The sequence below is a fragment of the Methanocorpusculum sp. genome (assembly GCF_030655665.1).
Lineage (GTDB): Archaea > Halobacteriota > Methanomicrobia > Methanomicrobiales > Methanocorpusculaceae > Methanocorpusculum.
The window spans coordinates 378,910-398,650 of record NZ_JAUSPQ010000008.1; the positions used below are offsets into that span (position 1 = coordinate 378,910).

Here is a 19,741-nt window from a genome sequence, read left to right on the forward strand (position 1 = left end):
AATCGAGATGAGCTGAGATATATTGTGGTTTTATCTTTACTCAAATACGCATCTTTACAATTACAGACGACAAAACAATTACGTGATTTTTCATGCTTGAGATAGAAAACCTGCATGTGGAAGTTGGCGGACGCGAAGTTCTGCACGGGATATCTTTGATCGTGCCGGATGGACAGACCCATGTCCTCCTTGGCCCGAATGGGTCAGGAAAAACTACTCTTCTACGTACGATAATGGGCTTTGCCTCTTCGAAAGTAACCTCCGGGAAAATAATCTTTAATGGCGTTGATGTTACGCATAAACCGGTCCACGAACGTGCAAAACTAGGAATGGGGATCATGTTTCAGCGCCCGCCCACAATATCCGGCTTGAAACTCGGCAAATTCATCAATGCAACAAATAACATCGATGAGGCACGGATCCCAATTATCGTGGAAAAACTGCACATGACCAAATTTCTTGACAGAGATGTCAATGCAGGATTCTCAGGCGGAGAAATAAAACGCAGTGAGATCCTGCAGCTTACCGTTCAGAATCCGTCATTTGTGATGCTGGATGAACCGGAAAGCGGAGTGGATGTGGAAAATATGGCCCTCCTCGGCGATGCCGCCGCCGCTCTTCTGGAAAAAGGGATCCATATGAAAAACCGTACCAAATCTGGACTGATCATCACACACACTGGATATATTCTTGATTATCTTGAGGCTGATGTCGGTTATGTATTGATCGACGGATCTCTCCAGTGCAGCGGAAACCCGCGTGAAATTCTCAAAAGTGTGAAAACATCAGGATATAAGGACTGTCTATCATGCCGGAAATGAATGGATTCTCGGGGATCAGCCCCGAAGATAAAGAACGCCTTGCCTTAACCGGGATCCACACCGATTCAATGGAAGGACGCGCAGGAAGTTTCCTCCTCGTAAATGATCATATCCTTCACGCAGGTTCCCAAGCCGAAGGAGTAGAGGTGCTGATGATCGAAAAAGCACTCGAAAAATACGAGTGGCTCAAGGATTACTGCTGGAACCTTGTCCCGGCTGACAAAGATAAGTACACACAGTACGTCGCAGATCACCCTCAGAGAGGTTATGTCATAATCGCCCATAAAGGAACAAAAACCACCTTTCCCCTCCAGAGCTGTATGTTTCTCCAAGGCGACACGATTCAGACTGTGCACAACATCGTCATAGCCGAGGAAGGGTCCGAAGTCCATCTGATCGCAGGATGTGCAAGTTCTCTGAAAACAAAAGAGGGGGCACACTATGGGATCAACGAGATCTATGTTGGGAAAAATGCCAAAGTGACCTCGACCATGATCCATACGTGGGGAGAAGAGATCGAAGTCTTCCCGCGTACGGCGACCGTCGTCGAAGAAGGAGGAACGTTCCTTTCCAACTACGTCTGTATGCGCCCTACAAAAATGGTCCAGATGTATCCAACCGCTTTTCTCAAAGGTGAAGGCGCAGTCGCACGCTTTTCAAGTGTCATCGTCGCCGGAACCGGCTCATACATCGATGCAGGTTCGAGAGCCGTGCTTCAGGCGCCGAACACCAGCGCTGAATTGATAACCCGCGCTATTACAAACGGCGGAACGATCATATCCCGCGGAGCTATAATTGCTGAAGTCCCTCAGACAAAAGGACACATCGAATGCCGCGGACTTATATTAAAAGACGGCATTATGCACGCGATCCCTGAAATCGACGGACGTGTTGTTGACGTTGAACTGTCCCATGAGGCAGCGGTCGGCAAGATCGCGAGAGATGAGATTGAGTATCTCATGGCACGCGGACTCTCGGAAGAAGAGGCTACTGCAACGATCATCCGCGGATTCCTGGATGTCAGGATCGAAGGTCTTCCGGATGCTCTCCAGAAGCAGATCGAAAATGCAATCGATTCGGCTGATCACGGATTCTGAATGAAGATCTATGATGTGAGTGTCGGCCTGCATCCCGGGATGTATATATATCCCGGGGATCCGGAGTTTCTTTTGACCCCGCTGAAGGCAGGAAATGCTTACATCTCATCCATGTTTCTTGGGACACACACCGGCACCCACATCGATGCCCCCGCACATTATTTCCCGAATGAAAAAACCATTGACAGGATAGGATTGGATAATCTGATCATTCCTGTCGAGGTCGTAACCTCTCCCCTTTTGCCGACACAAAACTGCAAGGCAGTTTTTTTTAAAAATGCAGCACCGTTATCTATGGAAATGGCTGAAGTTCTCCTGCTCAAAGGTTTCAAAACAGTTGGTTGTGACACACCTTCGATAGGAGATGATGACGTTCATCGTTTTTTACTGAAAAATGAGATCGTCATCATCGAGATGCTGGACCTTTCGAAGATTTCGGATGGTGTTTATCAAATGATCGCTCTGCCTCTGAAAATCGAAGGGGCGGACGCTTCGCCTGCACGAGTTATTTTACTGGATGATATGTTATGATATTACATGATGCCGTTAGAAAATTGCACGAAGTTGCTACAGGAATGGGTGTTGAAGACGGCGACCTTGTCTATATAAACCGCCCTGAGAATCACATATGCCAGTTCTGTTCCGGAAGTTGTCTTGAGGTATGTTTCGGCGGGAGGGTCGCCGAGATCTCATCTACTGAGCCATTTTGTGCAAAAATGCGGCTTGAAAATCTGTATGATGCCCCGCTGAAATCCCCAAAAACAAAAGCTGCCGCGGCAGGAGCTTTGACGGTGGTCACAGGTTTTCTCATGCTTATTCGAAAACTTGGTCCATGTCCAACAGTAAACTTTGAGGATTGCCATGAAGAACTGGTCCGGTATCTTGATGGAAAAAACGTCTACATTCTTGGCCGCGATATCCCAAAAATAAAACAGACATTACTTCTAGAAGATGCCGATGTTGTGGTCGTGACCGGTGATGCATTGCAGGATAACGATCTTCTTGCCGAAATTGATGAAGCGATTCAACAGGAAAAGGAGCTGTTGTTTGTCGGCCCCACATGTGCGGGAGTGGCATCTCTTCTTGGAAAAAGGTCCTGGTGTCCCTATGGGACCTAATAATTTAACTCTCTTAAACACATAATTACAATCATTATGCTTTTTGGCTCGTCCGGTATCAGACAGATGTTTGATCAGCGCCTCCTTTCCCTTGCTCCGATAGTTGGAGCGGCAGTTGCACAAAATGCAAAACACATTGTTTTTGGAACCGATTCGCGAACCAGCAGGGAAATCCTCGCAAACGCAGTGATTTCGGGACTGATCAGTAATGGGGCGGATGTTATCTACGGCGGGATATGTCCCACCCCGACCGTAGCTTTTTGTGCCGGATTTGCGGATGCAGGTGTTATGATAACGGCATCACATAACCCTGAGCCCTACAACGGGATCAAACTTTTCCGGTCTGACGGATCCTCTTATACGCTCGCTCAGCAAAAAGAGATCGAAGATGAGGTAGAACATCCTTCGTGGAGTAAGTGGGACGAACAGGGTGTATTAACTGATGCTGATCTTATTACTCCGCATAAAGAAGCGATCCTTACATCAGTTTGTATTCCGGAAAACCTGACTGTGGTCGTGGATTGTGGTAACGGAGCCGGCGGACAGATCACGCCCAAGCTCTTTGAAGAATCGGGAGCAACCGTCATTTCTGTAAACTGTGATCCCGCAGGAAAGTTTGCGCGCCCGTCCGAACCGCTCGAAAAAAATCTTCTCCACATCCCAAAGCTGATGAAAAAAATCGATGCTGACTGTGCAGTCGTGAATGACGGGGATGCCGACAGGATGATGGCGTTCGACAATTGGGGTAGATATATTGACGGTGATCATCTGCTCATGCTTTTTGCGAAGTATCTGGATGCAAAACAGGTTGTTACAACCGTTGACGCTTCAATGGCGATCGAAGAGATCGCCGAGGTTCACCGAACTCCGGTTGGTGACAGTTTTGTTTCCGAGGAACTCATCTCATGGGGGACGTTCGGCGGTGAGCCGTCAGGAAGCTGGATCTTCCCGAAACACTCCCTTTGTCCCGATGGACCTTACGCTGCAGCACTTTTCGCCGAGATTTCGGGTGAATGGAATGTGGCAGAGGAGCTTGATGCGATGCCGCGATATACCATCCTTCGTGATTCTTTGGAGACAAAGCATGGAAAAGAGATCCTTTCAGGGCTCGGCGCGGACAAGCCGACGGACGGGATCCGGCTCACTGAAGAAAACGGATGGTGCCTGATCCGTGCAAGCGGGACCGAACCTAAGATCCGCTGTACAGCAGAAGGAAGAACAAGAGACGATGCAAAACGGATGCTGGATGCAGGAATGACCAGGATCCGTAATGCCATTCATCAGATCAAGGAGTAATGTATGCAGTGTGTAATTCTAGCCGCAGGTGAAGGATCCCGTATGCGACCTCTCACAACGTCCCGCCCCAAGGTCATGTTGCCTTTAGCGGGAAAGCCGATGCTTGAACATCTTATCAGAAATGTGCGTGATGCCGGCATCACTGAAATAATTCTTGTTGTCGGATACCGTGAAGAAGCGATCCGAACATGGTTTGATGATGGTTCAAATTTTGGCGTGTCGATACACTACGTTGTTCAAAGAAAACAGATGGGGACGGCAGATGCCCTGAAAACGGTCGAACCGTTTATTCATGATATATTTCTGATGCTGAACGGCGACATGATCCTTGAAAGAGCTGATCTGGAAAAGATCACTGCTCTTCCAAGTCCGGTTATGGCCACCTCTACGACGATGCACCCGGAAAGTTTTGGGGTAGTAACTGTTGAAAATGATAAAATCACTACGCTGGAAGAAAAATCCCTTCACCCGAAATCAAATATCATCAACGCCGGAGCCTATCTCTTCGATCCAGATATATTTGTCATTCTCAAAAAGCTTTCACCGTCAACCAGAGGGGAATACGAACTGACCGATGCTCTGACTGATTACATCTCGGAGGGAAAACTTACCGCTTATCCCCTCTCGATCTGGATGGACGTGGGATACCCCTGGGATATGCTGAGTGCAAATGAACATCTCCTTGAGACTGTGGTCGGAGAGCAGAATGGAACTGTTGAGGAAAATGTGATGATCAAAGGTCAGCTGATTCTTGGAAAAGGATCCGTTATTAAATCCGGGACCTACATTGAAGGGCCCTGTATCATAGGTGAGAACACCGTTGTCGGGCCGAATGCATATCTCCGGTCGGGAACGACGATCGGGAACAACTGTCACATAGGTCATGCCGTAGAAATCAAAAACTCCATTATCTTTGATGACACGAAGATCCCGCATTACAATTACATCGGAGACAGTGTGATCGGAAGCAGATGTAATTTTGGCGCTGGAACGAAGATCGCGAACCTTCGTCACGATCATGGACCGGTAAAAGTAGGCGGGATGTCCACAGGTCGAAAGAAGTTCGGGGCAGTCATCGGGGATGATGTAATGTTTGGGATCAACTGTTCCATAAATACCGGATCCTCGATCGGCAGCGGAACAAGAGTCGCACCCCACACGCTCGTTTCAGGAATGATCGAAAACAAAACGGTGGTGAAGTAAGATGACGAAAATTCAGGCAGTTATCCTCGCAGCCGGAGAAGGGACCCGTCTTCGCCCTCTGACAAAAAACCGTCCGAAGGTCATGCTCCCTGTGGCAAACCGCCCCATCCTCGAACATGTTCTGAACTCGGTCGTTGCCGCAGGTATTCGTGATATCACGGTGGTTGTCGGATACAAAAAGGAACAGGTGATGACGTTTCTGAATACCTATCCGGTTCCCGTGCAGGTGGTCGTTCAGGACAAACAGCTGGGAACAGCGCATGCTCTTTCTATGGCGAAGAAGTATGTCCATACAAAAACCCTCGTGCTTGCAGGAGACAACTATGTTGATCCTGAATCGCTGCGTTCAATACTGGACAAAGAGAATGCCGTTTTGGTGGCCCCTCACTCATCTCCCGCCAATTTTGGCGTGATATCCAGCAATGACGGGATTTTGACTGGGATTGTGGAGAAACCGAAAGATGTTGAACCGGGGTCTCTCGTAAGCTGCGGTGTTTATATCTTTACACCGGAGTTTATCGGAAATATACGGGAGCGGACAATTCCCGAATCATTGGAGAAAAGCATCAAAGCGGGAATGAAGATCTCCATCGTTTCGGCAAACGACTGGCAGGATGCTGTCTATCCAAAAGATCTGCTTTCAGTAAACAAAAACCTGCTCAAACAGGTAAGAGAAAAAATTTCAGGCACGGTCGACAAAAGCGTTACTGTCCAGGGACACGTATCCATTGCAAAACACACCGTGATCGGCCCGGGTACGGTAATTCTCGGTCCGGCAGTTATCGGAGAGGGAAGCATAGTCGGGCCAAATGTATGCATAGGTCCAAACACCTCCATTGGATCCCGCGTCACGATTGAACCTTTTACCTACATCGAAAACAGTATTATCATGAATGACTGTATCATCGGATCTCACTCCCGGGTTGTAGATACGATTCTCGGAGAGGGTGGGATCTACAGTAATCATCTCTCGACAGTGTCCAACGAGTTCGGTGCTGTATGCGGAGACCGCGTAAATATTGGCCCCTTCACTGTAATAAAAGGCGGAATAATTGGGAACAATGTCATTATCGAAGGCGGAAAAATCCTGGAAAAAGAGATTCCGGATAACGCTCAGGTGATCTGAGATGTGCGGGATTGTGGGATATATCGGATACCGTGAGGCCGCCGAGGTCTGTACATCCGGTCTTCTGCGCTTAGAGTACAGGGGTTATGATTCATACGGGCTAGCCACTCTTTCTCCATCACTTTCATCCTACAAGCATCTTGGAAAAATTTCAGAATCCGCCGAATCCGCCAAACATCTGAAAGGGACTGTTGGCATAGGTCACACACGCTGGGCGACCCATGGTGTTCCCAGCGAAACGAATGCCCATCCGCATCTTGATGAAAAGATGAAGATCGCCGTGGTTCATAACGGGATCATTGAAAATTATGCAGACCTCAGAAGAGGACTGGAAGACCGCGGTGTCGTTTTTACATCACAGACCGACACGGAAGTCATCCCCCATCTGATCGCAGAAAAGTATGCAGGAAATCTTTTTGCAGCAGTATCAAGTATCTTGCCCCTTCTCGAGGGTTCGTATGCGCTATTGATACTCGCTGAAGGAGAAGAGAAGGTGATCGCGGCACGACACGGAAGCCCTCTTGTTCTTGGTATCGGTGACGGCGAATTTATACTGGGATCCGATGCTCTTCCTCTTCTGGATTACACCCGGAAAGCTGTGTATTTCGAGGAGGGGGATGTTATGGAGATAACGAAAAACGGTTTTACCATTCATAATGCTGGCTTACCTGTCTCACGCGGGGTCACTGAGATCGAGTGGAGTTTGGAAGAGGTCAAAAAAGGAGGGTTTCGGCATTTTATGCTCAAAGAGATCTTCGAACAGCCGGAAGCTTTTGCACATACCCTTTCTTCAATTAAACGCTGTACGAATGAGATGGATCTGATCAAAAACGCGCACTTCATTACGGTTGTTGCCTGCGGGACCTCGGCAAACGCGTCACTGGTTTTTTCCTATCTGATGGAAAGCATATGTCATATCCCCACACGCGTGGTACTTGGATCAGAATTTAAGTACTTCCCGACACCGCACACGGATCTGGTGATCGGTGTTTCACAGTCAGGAGAAACGGCAGATACGATCTCAGCCCTGAAACTTGCAAAAAGTTTAGGTGCTCAGACACTGGCAATAACCAATGTTCTGGGAAGTTCCATTACAAGAGTAGCTTCATCCGTTCTCTATACGAGAGCAGGTCCTGAGATGAGTGTTGCAGCAACGAAGTCATTTCTCTCTCAGGTCGCCGCATTTATGCAGATAGTAAATCTGCTCTCTGATCATCAGCTGGATAGGGAGTTGACCGAGATCCAGCGGTATATTCCTGAGATCCTCAACACGGATATGTCGGATGCAGTCAAATTATGCAAAGATGCTTCCTCCCTTCTATACATTGGGAGAGGGATGTTTTATCCGGTAGCAATGGAAGGCGCGTTAAAGATGAAAGAGATCTCCTACATCCATGCAGAAGGCTATGCCGCCGGTGAACTGAAGCACGGACCTTTTGCATTACTTTCCCCGGAGACCCCGGTCATAGCGATGTGTGTTTCAAGCACTGTTTACCCGGTGATGATGTCAAACTTAAAAGAGATTAAAGCACGGAGCGCTCCAATCATTGCGATCGGCAAAGACTGCGACAAAGATCTGGAAGATGTTGCTGACGTATGTATTCCGCTTCCTGCGGTTTCAGAATACGGGTCGGTCATCCTGTCTTCGATCATACTACAGCTGCTCGCATATCACACAGCAGTTTCTCTTGGGAGAGATGTTGATATGCCGAGAAATCTGGCAAAAAGTGTGACGGTAGAGTAACGTTACTCTCCGACTTTTTTCGACGTGCTTTTCCATAGGACAGCATTATTCTTTCTTGAGTAGAAGCCGGCGAGAAGATAAAACTGATTCGTGACAAAAGCAGTCATCAGATTTCCTTTTTTGATGACACTAAACAAAAGGAAGGCGATGAGAAGCGCTGTCAAGAGGAGCGGTAGATTGAGCAGTAATCCGATCGAAAAAATTATGCCGCCGATCAGAAGCATTGTCGGTGTAATCACATACATCCATAACCGAAGAGGGTAGAATATCCGGCAGAAGGGACGATCTACTTCCAGCAGATCCCGGTTCGCGAGTGTTGTCTGGATGAGTCCTTTGGCCCGCCGCACTTTTTGGGTGTACTGTTTTTTGAGATTTTCCGGTAATTCTTCGTAGATAGCTGCCCGAGTTTCATAAAATGTCCGATACCCTTTCCGTATAGCTTCAAAAGCAAGATTAGCATCGTCTGCGCCGCTTGTCTCATTCACTCCGTCGACTATGCTTTTTCTCATGATCAAGAGGCAGCCGTTAAATGCCGGCGTGGCATCATGAGCAGATTCCCATTCAGCCATTCGACCAAAATAGGACCGGTATGTTTTTTCCATAGAGGTGACACGGTCAGCTCCGGGATTTGGCTGAAGATCGCCGGTTCCTGCAGCAAATTTATCATCAGCCAGTATCCTCCGAACGAGATGCTCAACACTTGTGGTATCCCAGACTAAATCTGCATCTGTTGCGACAATCAGTTCGTTCGCAGTGAGACCGATCCCCGTGTTAAGTGAGGTGTTTTTCCCGAATCTCTGTTTGTTAACATATATTTTCCAGGAAAAGTCGACATTGACCAGTTCACTTCGAGCAACCTCTTCGGTTTTATCATCCGAATAGTCGATAACAAGGACAACCTCCATCAACTCATTTGGATACGTGCAGGAGGAGATACTTTGGATTTTTCTGGCGATGGTTCTTTCTTCATTGTAAGCACAAATCACAATGGAGATAGCCGGAAGAGTCTTCGCTATATCTAAGTCCATCTCTACGGGCTTTTTTCCGAAGGTCACGCCGAATAAATATACTATGTAGGGGATGACTGCAAGAAGTATGATTCCCGCCCCGACTGGAAGGAGATAAAGAAACATTATTTATTATTCATTGCGCTGATTCCATACTTAGAGATATTCATGATTGCGGGTTAGCTTTCCAATTATTTTATTGTTTAACAACGCTCAGATAATATATAGCTAATATCTACCCGTGATAGACTATGGATTTTCAGAGTTTTTGGAACGATAAACGATATCGTTATGGCATTATCGGACTCGCCGTCCTAATATGTACTTTACTTGCTTTCTGGATACGAATAATCCCGATGGCCGTCCTAGCCGGCACCGGAAATATGATCGCAGGCCCGGATGCGTGGTATAACCTCCGGTTAGTTGAAGTGGCTCTTGCAAACAACTTTGGGTATATCTTCTTCGAACCAATGACGCTGTATCCTACCGGACAGGAAATCGTCTGGGGTCCGCTCTTTACCTACATTGCCTCGTTCTTTGCTCTTATCGCAGGGGCCGCAACACGGGTGGACATTATCACGGCAGTATCCTGGACCCCGGCAGTTCTCGGTGCACTCATGGTTCCGGTCATGTTCTTCCTTGGAAAAAGGATCGGCGACTGGAAAACAGGTTTCATCTCCGCGCTCTTCATTGCAGTTATAGGGGGTCAATTCCTCTCCCGTTCGCTTTACGGACATTTTGATCACCACATTGCGGAAACATTATTCTCTAGTTTATTCTGTCTCTGCTATGTGCTCACTTTGTATGCACTCAGCGATCACAAGATCGATCTCAAACAATTTTCAACATTGAAACTGCCTTTACTCTACGGAGTTATCTGCGGTATCGCATACTTCCTTGGGCTCCTTACGATGACTACCATGGTTGTCTTTGGTATGTTTGTAGCCGTATTTACGCTGATCCAGTTCATTCTGAATCAATATTCAGGCAAACCAACTGAGTATCTCCTCAGTTTGAACGTGGTCACGTTTATCATTGCTGCACTTGGATTACTGCTGTACGGCATTCGTAATTTCAGTTTCGGTTTCACCGATTATTCATTAGGTCTGTTCCTCGTACATTTGCTCCTTGTTCTCGGCACGGTCGTATTATATCTTATATCGCGCCTCGTAACAAAATTCGAAAAACCCTGGTATTATTATCTGATTACGCTGGTCATACTGCTGGCTACAGGTTCACTGATCCTTGCCCTCGCTCTCCCAGATCTCTTCAACTCATTGATCGGAAATCTTGCCGGGTTCTTCGCAAACAATGCCACTGCTGCGACCGTTCAGGAGATGTCTTCCTGGTCTTTTACCAGCGCAGTTTCATCATATAACTGGGGAATTCTTCTTGCGATCGGCGGATTTATCTGCCTCCTCTGGAATATCTGGAAGCATCAAACGCCCGGTGTCCTCTTTGTCGTTATCTGGTCTTTCTTCATGTTCTTTGCGACATGTGCTCACATACGCTGGGAGTATTACTTTGCCGCAAATGTCGCGTTACTCGCAGCTGTATTCGTAGGATGGGCGATCACCTTTGCAGAAAAAGATCTTGGTTTACTTATTGCAAAACGCACAGAATCACAAAAACCAACTGAACCTGCAAACAAAAAACAAGCCAAAAAATCCAAAACTCAGGAGAAATCTGCTTCAGGAAAACCGGATCCGATCAAACTGGGTATCTTTGTTGTTATCATGATCATCGCAGTCGTATTTGTAGGTTCTTCATCTGCATATGCAGTTGAATTAAGTTCAGCCTCTGCAAACGGGGGGACGACACAGGACTGGATCGACGCGTGCGAGTGGCTCTCTGTAAATACTCCTGACACCGGGGTGGATTATCTGACGATCTATGATGAATCTACATTTACCTATCCGCCTGAGTCCTATGGTGTTCTCTCATGGTGGGACTACGGGCATTACATCACAACCATCGGTAAGAGGATTCCAAACAGCAATCCGTTCCAGGCGGGAGTTTCTGGAGAGTATGGTGTTGCTGCCGTATTAACAAATACAGATGAGGCGCAGATCATGGAAAAGCTGGATCATCTTGGTACAAAGTACGTAATGACCGATTATCTGATGGCAAACGGCATCTTTGGAGCAATGGCCATCTGGAATGACACTACATTACAAACCACCCCTTACTACTACACCTTCCTTCAACAGGGCTCAGACGGGACCTATTCCTATGTTTCAGCCCCTACACCCGAATTCTACAACACTTTGACCGTCAGGCTACAGAATTTTGACGGCTCGATGACTGATGCAGGAAGTGTTTATGTCGTGATCACCGACTCGACTGCAGGATACGGTGCTCCGGTGATTACATCTACAAAAGTTTACACTGATGTTGATGAAGCATGGACTGCAGCTGAGAATTATAACGCCAACGCGACCAGCGGAAAATATGCCTACGTAATCTCAGCCCCAACCGATCTTACCAACTACAATCTTCCAAGTGTCAAGGTACCCGCACTTCAGCACTTCCGCTTAACGTATGAATCAACGACCTATGTCGTTGGAGGCTATGTAACCGGAGCAAATGAAGGCGGAACTGCATATGTAAAGACCTTCGAATATGTTCCCGGAGCTGTCATCAAAGGAGAGGGGATCATCGAAGTAGACGTTATAACGAACAACGGCCGGACCTTCACCTACCGTCAGGAAAGTGTGGACGGGCAGTTTATTGTCCCCTATGTCACCTCGGGAAGTTCTTCTGACGTAAAAACCACCGGACTATACACCATTGTTGGAACCGGGCAGACCTTCGCAGTCTCTGAACAAGCAGTGCAGAATGGTCTGACTATCAACTAACTTTTTCCCACACTTTTATCATAAACCACCTTCCATGTACTAATCATGAGTACGTTCAAAGTTGGAGAGACCGTACGTTACGGTCGGACCGGCACTGTCGGAAAAATCGTGTCGTTTATGGAAGAAAGGGGAGACACTTTCGCCGAACTTGACAGCACTGGTATGTACTACCGAATAGATCAGCTCACCGTGATTAAAGAAGGGAGACATCATGTGACAAAATCACATGACTTCAAGAAAGATTTCAAAGAGGAACAGGAAAAAATACAGGATATGCAGGAAAATGCCTGGCAAAATACCGATCAGAGTTGTGAAGGCGGAGGATAAATCCGGTATCACACACATATATCAGTGTTGAAGTCAACTATATAGGGTTAGAGGAGGTTTTGGTTTCTTTGCATGATCCTACAATACCAAACGTAAATATCGGCGTAGTTGGTCACGTTGACCATGGCAAGACTACATTAGTCAGCCAGCTTACCGGCTCGTGGACAGACCGCCACAGTGAAGAACTGAAGCGCGGGATCTCGATCCGGCTTGGGTACGCCGACGCAACGTTTTATAAATGTCCAAAATGCGGGGGTGCAGATCTCTATACAAATACAGAGGTATGCCCCACCTGCGGTGAAAAACTTGAAGCAGTCAGATCTGTTTCATTCGTAGATGCACCGGGTCATGAAACACTCATGGCAACGATGCTCTCAGGCTCTGCCATCATGGACGGCGCGATGCTCGTTATTGCGGCAAATGAGCCGTGTCCGCAGCCTCAGACCAAAGAACATCTTATGGCTCTGGAGCTGACCGGCATCAAAAACATCGTCATAGTTCAGAATAAGATCGATGTTGTTCCGCAAAAAAAGGCGCTGGAAAACTATAAACAGATCAAAGCATTTGTAAAAGGAACGGTCGCTGAAAATGCACCGATCATTCCGGTCTCTGCACAGAAAAGGATAAACTTCGGCATGCTTCTGGATGCGCTGAATTCCACCATCCCTGATGTTGAGCGCGAGTCCGATGTCACGCCGACCATGCTGATTGCACGGTCATTTGATGTTAACCGTCCGGGCAGTTCCTGGAAAGATATCAAAGGCGGCGTTATCGGAGGTTCACTTATTCGCGGCGAGTTCCACGAAGGTGATGATATTGAAATCCGTCCCGGCAGACAATACATGTCGGAGAACAAAGCAAAGTGGGAACCGATCACAACCAGGATCACCTCGATGAACAAGGCATCCCATAAGGTCCTCACGGCAACGCCCGGTGGACTGGCAGCGATCGGCACGAAACTCGATCCGGCCATCACCAAAAGTGACACGCTTGTTGGACAGGTTGCCGGCATGGCGGGATCACTGCCGCCCGTGTGGGAAAAACTCAGGTTCGATGTCACGCTCATGGAGCGTGTAGTCGGTTCATCAGCTGAACTGAACATCGAGCCGCTCAAACTCAAAGAGCCGCTGATGCTTTCTGTTGGAACAGCTGTAACTGTGGGAATCGTTCTTGCAGCGAAGAAAAACCAGGCTGAAGTCATGCTGAAACGTCCGGTCTGCGCCGAAGTAGGTTCCAGGATCGCAATCAGCCGTCAGGTAGGGGGCAGATGGCGTTTGATCGGCATGGGTCTTCTGACCGAGTAACGGTCATCTTAGACACAAATGCCCTGATGATGCCTGCACAGTTCAACGTTGACCTTTTCGAAGGTCTGCGTGAACTCCTGGGCGCCTATGACGCGCTCGTGCCTGCTGAGGTGGTGTACGAACTGCGCGGTCTTTCGATGGGACGGGGAAAGGATGCGGCAGCTGCGCGATTTGGTTTGACCGTTCTAACCCGCTGCACTGTCCTTTCGGAACTGGCAGAAAATATCCCTGTTGATGACAAAGTCATCCGCACAGCAGAGATGTTTAATGCTGTAGTAGTTACCAATGATAGAGAATTGAGAAATCGTCTGAAACAACACCGTATCCCGGTCGTTGTTCTCAGATCACGCTGCAAACTAGAACTAATTGGAAAATAAGCAAAACAGGCGAGGAGACAAATATGTATTATAAGCTGAAACTAAACGACAAAGTCAGAGTCCCCCCGGAACGCATGGGTGAAGATCTCAACACCGTTATTCTTGACGTCCTGCAGGAACAGTTTGAAGGGAGTGTTGACAAAGAGATGGGTATTTTCATCGCAGTGACCAGCGTTGACCGTGTTGGCGATGGAGAGATCATCTACAGTGATGGAGGCGTGTATTACGACGTTGACTTTATCGCTGTTGTACTCCGCTTATCCCTCCAGGAAATAATCGAAGGAGTTGTCGTCGAGACAACAAGCTTTGGGGCATTCGTGTCTCTCGGTCCGATCGATGCCATGCTTCACATGAGTCAGATATCCGATGAATACATCGATTATGATGAGAAAAACTCACGCCTTGTCTGTAAAGACAGCGGCAGAACGATTGGCGTTGGCGACAGTCTGCGCGCAAGAGTTGTTGCTCTCTCCTTAAACGAACGTGATCCCCGTGAATCAAAGATCGGTCTGACGATGCGTCAGCCGGGCCTCGGCACTCTTGCATGGATCGAAGAGGACATGAACAAAGAGAAAGCTGAGAAGGAATCGAAGTAATGGCAGCAAAACGTTCCACACAAAAGAAACTCCTGCAGGCATGCCGAAACTGTCACAAAATCCTTGAAGCGGATAAAACTGTCTGTCCCGAATGTCAGGGTAATGCCCTGACGCCTGAATGGTTCGGGTACCTCGTGATCATCGACTCGCGCCACTCTGATGTTGCAGAGAAGATGAACATAGAATTTAACGGCAGATACGCAATCAAGGTACGATAAATGCTAACGCTCCCGCCAGAGAACCGGTGGCTCTTCAGAGAGCCGTTCGGTACTGTTTTTTCTGATTTTTCCATGGTCATTCCTTATCTTGAAGGAAAGATATTCTGTACTGTCGGGGATGTTGTCACTCACAATGCATTATCCGCAGGTCTTATCCCGTCGATAGGGGTCATTGACGGATTTACCAAACGTTCTCCCTATCTCAGAATGCCGGAGATCCGTGGACATATCCTGCATGTGACAAACCCCGCAGGAACGATCACGGATGAACTCGTTTCCGCGCTCCGTGAAGCACAGGGAAAAATGCCCTGTGTGGTCATGGTCAGGGGCGAAGAGGATCTTGCCGTCCTTCCGCTCACAGAAATCCTGCCGGATGGCGCCGTAATTCTGTACGGTCAGCCGGAAGAGGGACTTGTTGTCTGCGAAGTAAACAAAAAGCTTCGTGCCGATGCAAAAAAACTGTTGACCTATTTTGTCAGTCTATGACGCCAGTATTAAATATACTGCATTCCAATAATTGTGGGATATCGATGGAGATTAAGATTACCTCTAATACCAGGAACGAGCTTTTAAGCCGTAACGAGCTTGCATTCAACGCAAGTTATGAAGGTCCAACCCCGGCCCGTTCTGACATCGGCGCAAAAATTGCCGCGATGCACAATGCCCCTGTTGAAAACCTGATCCTCTCCCCGTTAAAGGGGCGCTTTGGAACGAAAGCAGTGACCGGTGTAGCCCGCATTTACGACACCCCGGAAGCACTCAAATCCACTGAACGCGAGTTTCTGATTATACGCGGACAGCCCAAAGCAGAAAAGGAGGAGTAAAAATGGCAGCAAAGAAGGTAGTAAAAGCAACCCCGAAACGCAGCGAACTTTACACCGTTGACGGACAGGGAAAAGCAACTACTGCTCACCGTACATGCCCGCGCTGTGGAGCCGGTGTCTTTATGGGTGAACACTCAGACCGATTTACCTGCGGAAAGTGCGGGTACACCGAGTTTAAGCAATAATATACATTACATTATGCCCGAAAAAAGGGTCATCGGCATTGAAGGAACAGCATGGAACTTCAGTGCCGCTGTTTTTGCGGAAGATTTAGTTTGTCTTCATTCCTCACCCTACGCTCCGCCAACAGGCGGTATCCATCCGCGTGAGGCTGCTCAGCATCATGCTTCTGTTGCATCCGATGTTATCAGAAAAGCTCTGGATGAAGCAGGAGGCAGGATCGATGCCGTTGCATTTTCAATTGGTCCCGGACTTGGACCGTCACTCAGGATAGCGGCGACCACGGCACGGACCCTTGCGCTCAAACTTGGCGTACCACTGATCGGCGTGAATCACTGTGTCGCCCATGTGGAGATCGGCAGATGGTACACAAAGTTTGCCGACCCGATCGTGCTCTACGCATCCGGTGCAAACACCCAGGTCCTTGGATTTCTGAATGGGAAATACCGTATCTTTGGCGAAACGCTGGATATTGGGCTTGGCAATGCTCTCGACAAGTTTGCGCGGAGTCACGACCTTCCTCACCCCGGGGGTCCCATCATCGAGAACCTGGCGAAGAACGGATCATACATCCCTCTTCCCTACACCGTGAAAGGAATGGATCTCGCGTTCTCCGGGCTGATGAGTGCCGCAAAGGAAGCGACCATGCGCGGTGCATCCATGGAAGATGTCTGTTTCAGTTTTCAGGAAACGGCATTTGCCATGTGTGTTGAAGTGACCGAACGGGCCCTCGCCCACACGGGAAAGGATGAGGTCATCTTGGTCGGCGGCGTCGGGGCAAATGCACGCCTGCAGGAAATGCTTGGGATCATGTGTGCAGAACGCGGAGCGAAGTTCATGGCGCCCCCGCGAACGTATATGGGGGACAACGGCGCGATGATCGCCTACACCGGGAAAATCATGCTGGAAGCCGGATCCACCATCCCAATCGCTGACTCAGTCGTGAATCCCGGATTCCGCTCGGATCAGGTCGAAGTGACGTGGCGGCTCGATGCTGGCCTGCTCTTCGCACCTGGTCAGTCGAAAACTGCTGAGCGCGGCGCAGAGGCATCGGTGAACCTCACGGATAAGGATGTGGTAAAAACACGTTTGTCCAAAGGATACCGGGTACCTGAACTCGATCAGCATCTGATCATCGAACGGACACGTGCCGAAGCGCGTTCCATCTCTGCTGCGAGACGCGCCGGGGTCCCGGTCCCGGTGATCCGTGATGTTACCGACCACGAGATCGTCATGGAAAAACTCGACGGCGATGTGCTCAAATACGTCATGAATGAAGATTACGCTCATGGTGCGGGGATCACGGTTGGAAAACTGCACAAAGCAGGCATAACCCACGGTGATCTGACGACCTCCAACATGATCTGGCACAACGGTCGTATCTATCTCATCGACTTTGGTCTCTCACAGATCACCGGGGAGATCGAACCGCGCGGAGTCGATCTTCATGTTCTGTTCCAGACACTGGAAAGCACGACAGAAGATCCGGAATCTCTGAAAAATGCATTCATCGAAGGATACTGCGCGGCGTTTCCTGATGCCGCGAGCGTGATCCTGCGCGAACACGAGATCGAACTTCGCGGGAGATACTTATGATAACCGTCGTTACCGGAAACAAAAACAAAGCTGCCGAAGTCGCCGCATTCTTTCACGGGATCGCGGACGTCTCGCATATCTCCTTTGACTGCATCGAACCGCAGTCGGACGATATTGCAGAGATCGCCCGGGCAAAAGCAGAGCAGGCCTATGCTGCCCTTAAGATCCCGCTGATCGTTGACGACACCGGACTCTTCATCGAAGCATTATCCGGATTTCCCGGCCCGTACGCTGCATACATTCAGGATACCCTTGGAAACGCCGGTGTTCTGCGCCTTATGGGGGGTATCACCAACCGCCGTGCTTATTTCGCCACCTCGATCGCCTATATTGATGAAACCGGCGTGCAGACCTTTGAAGGCAGGGTCGAGGGTGAGATCACCGACGCTCCCCGCGGAACGGATGGATTTGGCTACGACCCGATATTTTCCGTTCAGGGACGCACCCTTGCCGAGATGGATATGCACGAGAAAAACACCGTTTCCCATCGCGCCCGTGCCCTTTTCGCCTTTCGTGAATGGTATATTTCAGCACGGTCTGAACGGAATCGTTAATATGAACAAGAGCATACATACTAGAACTCAATATACGGGGTTATTCATAGATGAGATTCCCAGAAGCAGAAGCCAGACTTCTTAATGTTAAAGTTTGCATGAAATGCAACGCACGTAACGCTGTTCGCGCAACGACCTGCCGCAAATGCGGTTCATCGTCCCTTCGCCCGAAGAATAAAGAACGCAAAGCATAATCTTTCGCATAGTTTTGGTGCGGGATTTTGCACCGTCCCATTTTTTTGCATGAAAGTATCGTTCCTGAAATAAAGAGCACACCGACATGAAACCATCATTTTCTGATTTGACAATGTGGATTCTCTCCATCTGTGTTTTTGCAGCTGTTTTTATCTGTATTATCTGTAATCTGGCACTCACAAATACCGTCGGCTGGCTGGTCTATCCGGTCTGCTCATTGTTGTTCGGCTGGCTTGTCCTGATGCCCCTGCTCTATTACAAAAAGAGAGGGCTGAAAATGTCTCTCGGCATCATCACGGCATTACTTCTGCCGTTTCTCCTGATACTCGATCAGTTCAGCGGGGATACTAACTGGTTCCTGCCTATCGGCGTGCCGGTTTCAGCCACGGGAATCGTCTTCATGTGGCTCGTATACGGTCTGCTGATCAAACCGCGGAGCATATGGTTTACTGTCCCTGCAATCATTTTCCTCAGCGGTCTCCTTTGTATCTGCATTGACCTGATCATCAAAAACGCGCTTGGCGAGGCAGGATTTCCCTGGGGATATCTTGTTGCCAGTAGTACCTGTCTTCTGGCGATCGTGATCTCTGTTATAGGCTTTGTAATAAAAAAGAGAAGTACTCAGACCGAGTAATACGCAACGCGTTTACCTTTTTCTCGGTATTCGCCGGCGTAGGTATCCAGATTTCGTTTGTATCCTATTCTGTCGACAAATCCGAGTTCTTTGAGTTCTGCACGGATTCGCATGACATCCGGTTCATCCGCCCAGTCAGAGGTGAAAACATAGATCACTTTCCGGTCATCATACGCGTCCTCATTGTCCTTTGCCGTACTTACTTTTGCCCCGATGCCAAGCCGTCCTGCGATCGTGGCATCACGGACTTTTTGCCAGGCAGCATCCACCTCTTCTGGCCCGACAAAGATCAGCCATTTTCCTGCTTCTTCCGCCCCGGAAGCGCCGGTAGTTGATCCCGGCTTATCCTGCTGGATCCAGTATGACTTTACCGTTTTTGATGGGATGATGCCTTCACCAAAACGATAGAGGTCGGCAATTTCCTGCGCGGTCCCAAAACGCTGGAGAGGGTCGGCGAGGGGGGCATATTCGGATGAAAACTCCTGCATAAGTTTTAGACAAAGCCCATCGATATCCCCGCCGGATTCCACCTCGCGGAAAAGAAACGATCCTTGTGATTCCTGATGTTTTTCGATGAAGATGGTGAACATTCCAAATGCCAGATCGGCAAGTTCGTCGGCGGGGAACTCCTCTTCGATTATTTCGAAATCATCTGCAGTCATTATT

At 48.6% G+C, this 19,741-nt stretch carries 23 protein-coding genes; 21 read left to right on the forward strand and 2 right to left on the reverse strand.

Annotation, left to right across the window (positions count from 1 at the left end):
• Positions 1 to 92 precede the first annotated feature (92 nt).
• The 8 genes from Q7J08_RS08125 to glmS are packed head-to-tail and all read left to right on the forward strand — an operon-like array spanning position 93 to position 8,405.
• On the forward strand, positions 93 to 821 hold the full coding sequence (locus tag Q7J08_RS08125) for an ABC transporter ATP-binding protein (RefSeq protein WP_304911182.1): 729 nt from the start codon (positions 93 to 95) through the stop codon (positions 819 to 821).
• Positions 809 to 1,918 (forward strand): SufD family Fe-S cluster assembly protein, encoded by a 1,110-nt coding sequence (locus Q7J08_RS08130; protein ID WP_304911183.1) that lies wholly within the window; start codon positions 809 to 811, stop codon positions 1,916 to 1,918. The genes Q7J08_RS08125 and Q7J08_RS08130 overlap by 13 nt, the downstream gene beginning before the upstream one ends.
• Positions 1,919 to 2,449 carry a cyclase family protein gene (locus tag Q7J08_RS08135; RefSeq protein WP_304911184.1) on the forward strand — a complete coding sequence of 177 codons (531 nt, stop codon included), beginning with the start codon at positions 1,919 to 1,921 and terminating at the stop codon, positions 2,447 to 2,449. It abuts the gene before it with no gap.
• On the forward strand, positions 2,446 to 3,036 hold the full coding sequence (locus Q7J08_RS08140) for a hypothetical protein (RefSeq protein ID WP_304911185.1): 591 nt from the start codon (positions 2,446 to 2,448) through the stop codon (positions 3,034 to 3,036). Before Q7J08_RS08135 ends, Q7J08_RS08140 begins: the two co-directional genes overlap by 4 nt.
• A gap of 36 nt (positions 3,037 to 3,072) precedes the next feature.
• Positions 3,073 to 4,332: a phosphopentomutase/phosphoglucosamine mutase gene (locus tag Q7J08_RS08145; RefSeq protein ID WP_304911186.1), complete on the forward strand. Its 1,260-nt coding sequence runs from the start codon at positions 3,073 to 3,075 to the stop codon at positions 4,330 to 4,332.
• Between the two features lie 3 nt (positions 4,333 to 4,335).
• Positions 4,336 to 5,535, forward strand: a complete 1,200-nt coding sequence (glmU, locus tag Q7J08_RS08150; RefSeq protein ID WP_304911187.1) for a bifunctional sugar-1-phosphate nucleotidylyltransferase/acetyltransferase — start codon at positions 4,336 to 4,338, stop codon at positions 5,533 to 5,535.
• A 1-nt stretch (position 5,536) separates the two neighbouring features.
• Positions 5,537 to 6,661 (forward strand): sugar phosphate nucleotidyltransferase, encoded by a 1,125-nt coding sequence (locus Q7J08_RS08155; RefSeq protein ID WP_304911188.1) that lies wholly within the window; start codon positions 5,537 to 5,539, stop codon positions 6,659 to 6,661.
• Position 6,662: 1 nt separating this feature from the next.
• Entirely contained in the window at positions 6,663 to 8,405 is a 1,743-nt protein-coding gene (gene glmS, locus Q7J08_RS08160; protein WP_304911189.1) for a glutamine--fructose-6-phosphate transaminase (isomerizing), read from the forward strand.
• Positions 8,406 to 8,407: 2 nt separating this feature from the next.
• Here glmS and Q7J08_RS08165 read toward each other — a convergent pair whose 3' ends face one another.
• A complete protein-coding gene (locus Q7J08_RS08165) occupies positions 8,408 to 9,538 on the reverse strand; it encodes a glycosyltransferase (RefSeq protein WP_304911190.1) in 1,131 nt (376 codons plus the stop codon).
• Positions 9,539 to 9,663: 125 nt separating this feature from the next.
• On the opposite strand from Q7J08_RS08165, the gene Q7J08_RS08170 reads away from it, so the two are divergent.
• The 13 genes from Q7J08_RS08170 to Q7J08_RS08230 all read left to right on the forward strand — a co-directional run bounded on the left by Q7J08_RS08170 (position 9,664) and on the right by Q7J08_RS08230 (position 19,075).
• On the forward strand, positions 9,664 to 12,270 hold the full coding sequence (locus Q7J08_RS08170) for an oligosaccharyl transferase, archaeosortase A system-associated (RefSeq protein ID WP_304911191.1): 2,607 nt from the start codon (positions 9,664 to 9,666) through the stop codon (positions 12,268 to 12,270).
• Positions 12,271 to 12,315: 45 nt separating this feature from the next.
• Complete coding sequence (locus Q7J08_RS08175) at positions 12,316 to 12,597, forward strand: DUF2098 domain-containing protein (protein ID WP_304911192.1); 282 nt, start codon at positions 12,316 to 12,318, stop codon at positions 12,595 to 12,597.
• A 68-nt stretch (positions 12,598 to 12,665) separates the two neighbouring features.
• A complete protein-coding gene (locus Q7J08_RS08180; protein ID WP_304911193.1) occupies positions 12,666 to 13,901 on the forward strand; it encodes a translation initiation factor IF-2 subunit gamma in 1,236 nt (411 codons plus the stop codon).
• Positions 13,865 to 14,278, forward strand: a complete 414-nt coding sequence (locus Q7J08_RS08185) for a PIN domain-containing protein (protein WP_304911194.1) — start codon at positions 13,865 to 13,867, stop codon at positions 14,276 to 14,278. The genes Q7J08_RS08180 and Q7J08_RS08185 overlap by 37 nt, the downstream gene beginning before the upstream one ends.
• A 23-nt stretch (positions 14,279 to 14,301) precedes the next feature.
• Positions 14,302 to 14,874, forward strand: a complete 573-nt coding sequence (locus Q7J08_RS08190; protein WP_304911195.1) for a DNA-directed RNA polymerase — start codon at positions 14,302 to 14,304, stop codon at positions 14,872 to 14,874.
• Complete coding sequence (gene spt4 / locus Q7J08_RS08195; protein ID WP_304911196.1) at positions 14,874 to 15,092, forward strand: transcription elongation factor subunit Spt4; 219 nt, start codon at positions 14,874 to 14,876, stop codon at positions 15,090 to 15,092. Before Q7J08_RS08190 ends, spt4 begins: the two co-directional genes overlap by 1 nt.
• Complete coding sequence (locus Q7J08_RS08200) at positions 15,093 to 15,578, forward strand: GTP-dependent dephospho-CoA kinase family protein (protein WP_304911197.1); 486 nt, start codon at positions 15,093 to 15,095, stop codon at positions 15,576 to 15,578.
• Positions 15,579 to 15,622: 44 nt separating this feature from the next.
• Entirely contained in the window at positions 15,623 to 15,916 is a 294-nt protein-coding gene (locus tag Q7J08_RS08205) for a 30S ribosomal protein S24e (RefSeq protein ID WP_304911198.1), read from the forward strand.
• A 2-nt stretch (positions 15,917 to 15,918) separates the two neighbouring features.
• The gene (locus Q7J08_RS08210) at positions 15,919 to 16,101 is read left to right on the forward strand and encodes a 30S ribosomal protein S27ae (protein WP_304911199.1); all 183 of its coding nucleotides are present in this window, start codon (positions 15,919 to 15,921) and stop codon (positions 16,099 to 16,101) included.
• 13 nt (positions 16,102 to 16,114) lie between these two features.
• Positions 16,115 to 17,692: a bifunctional N(6)-L-threonylcarbamoyladenine synthase/serine/threonine protein kinase gene (locus tag Q7J08_RS08215; RefSeq protein ID WP_370651245.1), complete on the forward strand. Its 1,578-nt coding sequence runs from the start codon at positions 16,115 to 16,117 to the stop codon at positions 17,690 to 17,692.
• Positions 17,689 to 18,246 carry an RdgB/HAM1 family non-canonical purine NTP pyrophosphatase gene (gene rdgB / locus Q7J08_RS08220; RefSeq protein ID WP_304911200.1) on the forward strand — a complete coding sequence of 186 codons (558 nt, stop codon included), beginning with the start codon at positions 17,689 to 17,691 and terminating at the stop codon, positions 18,244 to 18,246. The genes Q7J08_RS08215 and rdgB overlap by 4 nt, the downstream gene beginning before the upstream one ends.
• 50 nt (positions 18,247 to 18,296) lie before the next feature.
• Positions 18,297 to 18,440, forward strand: a complete 144-nt coding sequence (locus Q7J08_RS08225) for a 50S ribosomal protein L40e (RefSeq protein ID WP_304911201.1) — start codon at positions 18,297 to 18,299, stop codon at positions 18,438 to 18,440.
• 113 nt (positions 18,441 to 18,553) lie between these two features.
• Positions 18,554 to 19,075 carry a hypothetical protein gene (locus Q7J08_RS08230; protein ID WP_304911202.1) on the forward strand — a complete coding sequence of 174 codons (522 nt, stop codon included), beginning with the start codon at positions 18,554 to 18,556 and terminating at the stop codon, positions 19,073 to 19,075.
• Here Q7J08_RS08230 and Q7J08_RS08235 read toward each other — a convergent pair.
• Positions 19,063 to 19,737: a putative phosphothreonine lyase domain-containg protein gene (locus Q7J08_RS08235; RefSeq protein WP_304911203.1), complete on the reverse strand. Its 675-nt coding sequence runs from the start codon at positions 19,735 to 19,737 to the stop codon at positions 19,063 to 19,065. The genes Q7J08_RS08230 and Q7J08_RS08235 overlap by 13 nt on opposite strands.
• Positions 19,738 to 19,741: the final 4 nt, after the last annotated feature.

Coding starts and splice junctions, on each gene's coding strand:
- Q7J08_RS08175 (WP_304911192.1), top strand. CDS start 12,316: ATGAGTACGTTCAAAGTTGGAGAGACCGTACGTTACGGTCGGACCGGC.
- spt4 (WP_304911196.1), top strand. CDS start 14,874: ATGGCAGCAAAACGTTCCACACAAAAGAAACTCCTGCAGGCATGCCGA.
- Q7J08_RS08200 (WP_304911197.1), top strand. CDS start 15,093: ATGCTAACGCTCCCGCCAGAGAACCGGTGGCTCTTCAGAGAGCCGTTC.
- Q7J08_RS08190 (WP_304911195.1), top strand. CDS start 14,302: ATGTATTATAAGCTGAAACTAAACGACAAAGTCAGAGTCCCCCCGGAA.
- Q7J08_RS08170 (WP_304911191.1), top strand. CDS start 9,664: ATGGATTTTCAGAGTTTTTGGAACGATAAACGATATCGTTATGGCATT.
- Q7J08_RS08155 (WP_304911188.1), top strand. CDS start 5,537: ATGACGAAAATTCAGGCAGTTATCCTCGCAGCCGGAGAAGGGACCCGT.
- Q7J08_RS08140 (WP_304911185.1), top strand. CDS start 2,446: ATGATATTACATGATGCCGTTAGAAAATTGCACGAAGTTGCTACAGGA.
- Q7J08_RS08185 (WP_304911194.1), top strand. CDS start 13,865: ATGGCGTTTGATCGGCATGGGTCTTCTGACCGAGTAACGGTCATCTTA.
- Q7J08_RS08135 (WP_304911184.1), top strand. CDS start 1,919: ATGAAGATCTATGATGTGAGTGTCGGCCTGCATCCCGGGATGTATATA.
- Q7J08_RS08210 (WP_304911199.1), top strand. CDS start 15,919: ATGGCAGCAAAGAAGGTAGTAAAAGCAACCCCGAAACGCAGCGAACTT.
- Q7J08_RS08205 (WP_304911198.1), top strand. CDS start 15,623: ATGGAGATTAAGATTACCTCTAATACCAGGAACGAGCTTTTAAGCCGT.
- Q7J08_RS08235 (WP_304911203.1), bottom strand. CDS start 19,737: ATGACTGCAGATGATTTCGAAATAATCGAAGAGGAGTTCCCCGCCGAC.
- Q7J08_RS08145 (WP_304911186.1), top strand. CDS start 3,073: ATGCTTTTTGGCTCGTCCGGTATCAGACAGATGTTTGATCAGCGCCTC.
- Q7J08_RS08225 (WP_304911201.1), top strand. CDS start 18,297: ATGAGATTCCCAGAAGCAGAAGCCAGACTTCTTAATGTTAAAGTTTGC.
- rdgB (WP_304911200.1), top strand. CDS start 17,689: ATGATAACCGTCGTTACCGGAAACAAAAACAAAGCTGCCGAAGTCGCC.
- glmU (WP_304911187.1), top strand. CDS start 4,336: ATGCAGTGTGTAATTCTAGCCGCAGGTGAAGGATCCCGTATGCGACCT.
- Q7J08_RS08125 (WP_304911182.1), top strand. CDS start 93: ATGCTTGAGATAGAAAACCTGCATGTGGAAGTTGGCGGACGCGAAGTT.
- Q7J08_RS08165 (WP_304911190.1), bottom strand. CDS start 9,538: ATGTTTCTTTATCTCCTTCCAGTCGGGGCGGGAATCATACTTCTTGCA.
- glmS (WP_304911189.1), top strand. CDS start 6,663: ATGTGCGGGATTGTGGGATATATCGGATACCGTGAGGCCGCCGAGGTC.
- Q7J08_RS08230 (WP_304911202.1), top strand. CDS start 18,554: ATGTGGATTCTCTCCATCTGTGTTTTTGCAGCTGTTTTTATCTGTATT.
- Q7J08_RS08130 (WP_304911183.1), top strand. CDS start 809: ATGCCGGAAATGAATGGATTCTCGGGGATCAGCCCCGAAGATAAAGAA.
- Q7J08_RS08215 (WP_370651245.1), top strand. CDS start 16,115: ATGCCCGAAAAAAGGGTCATCGGCATTGAAGGAACAGCATGGAACTTC.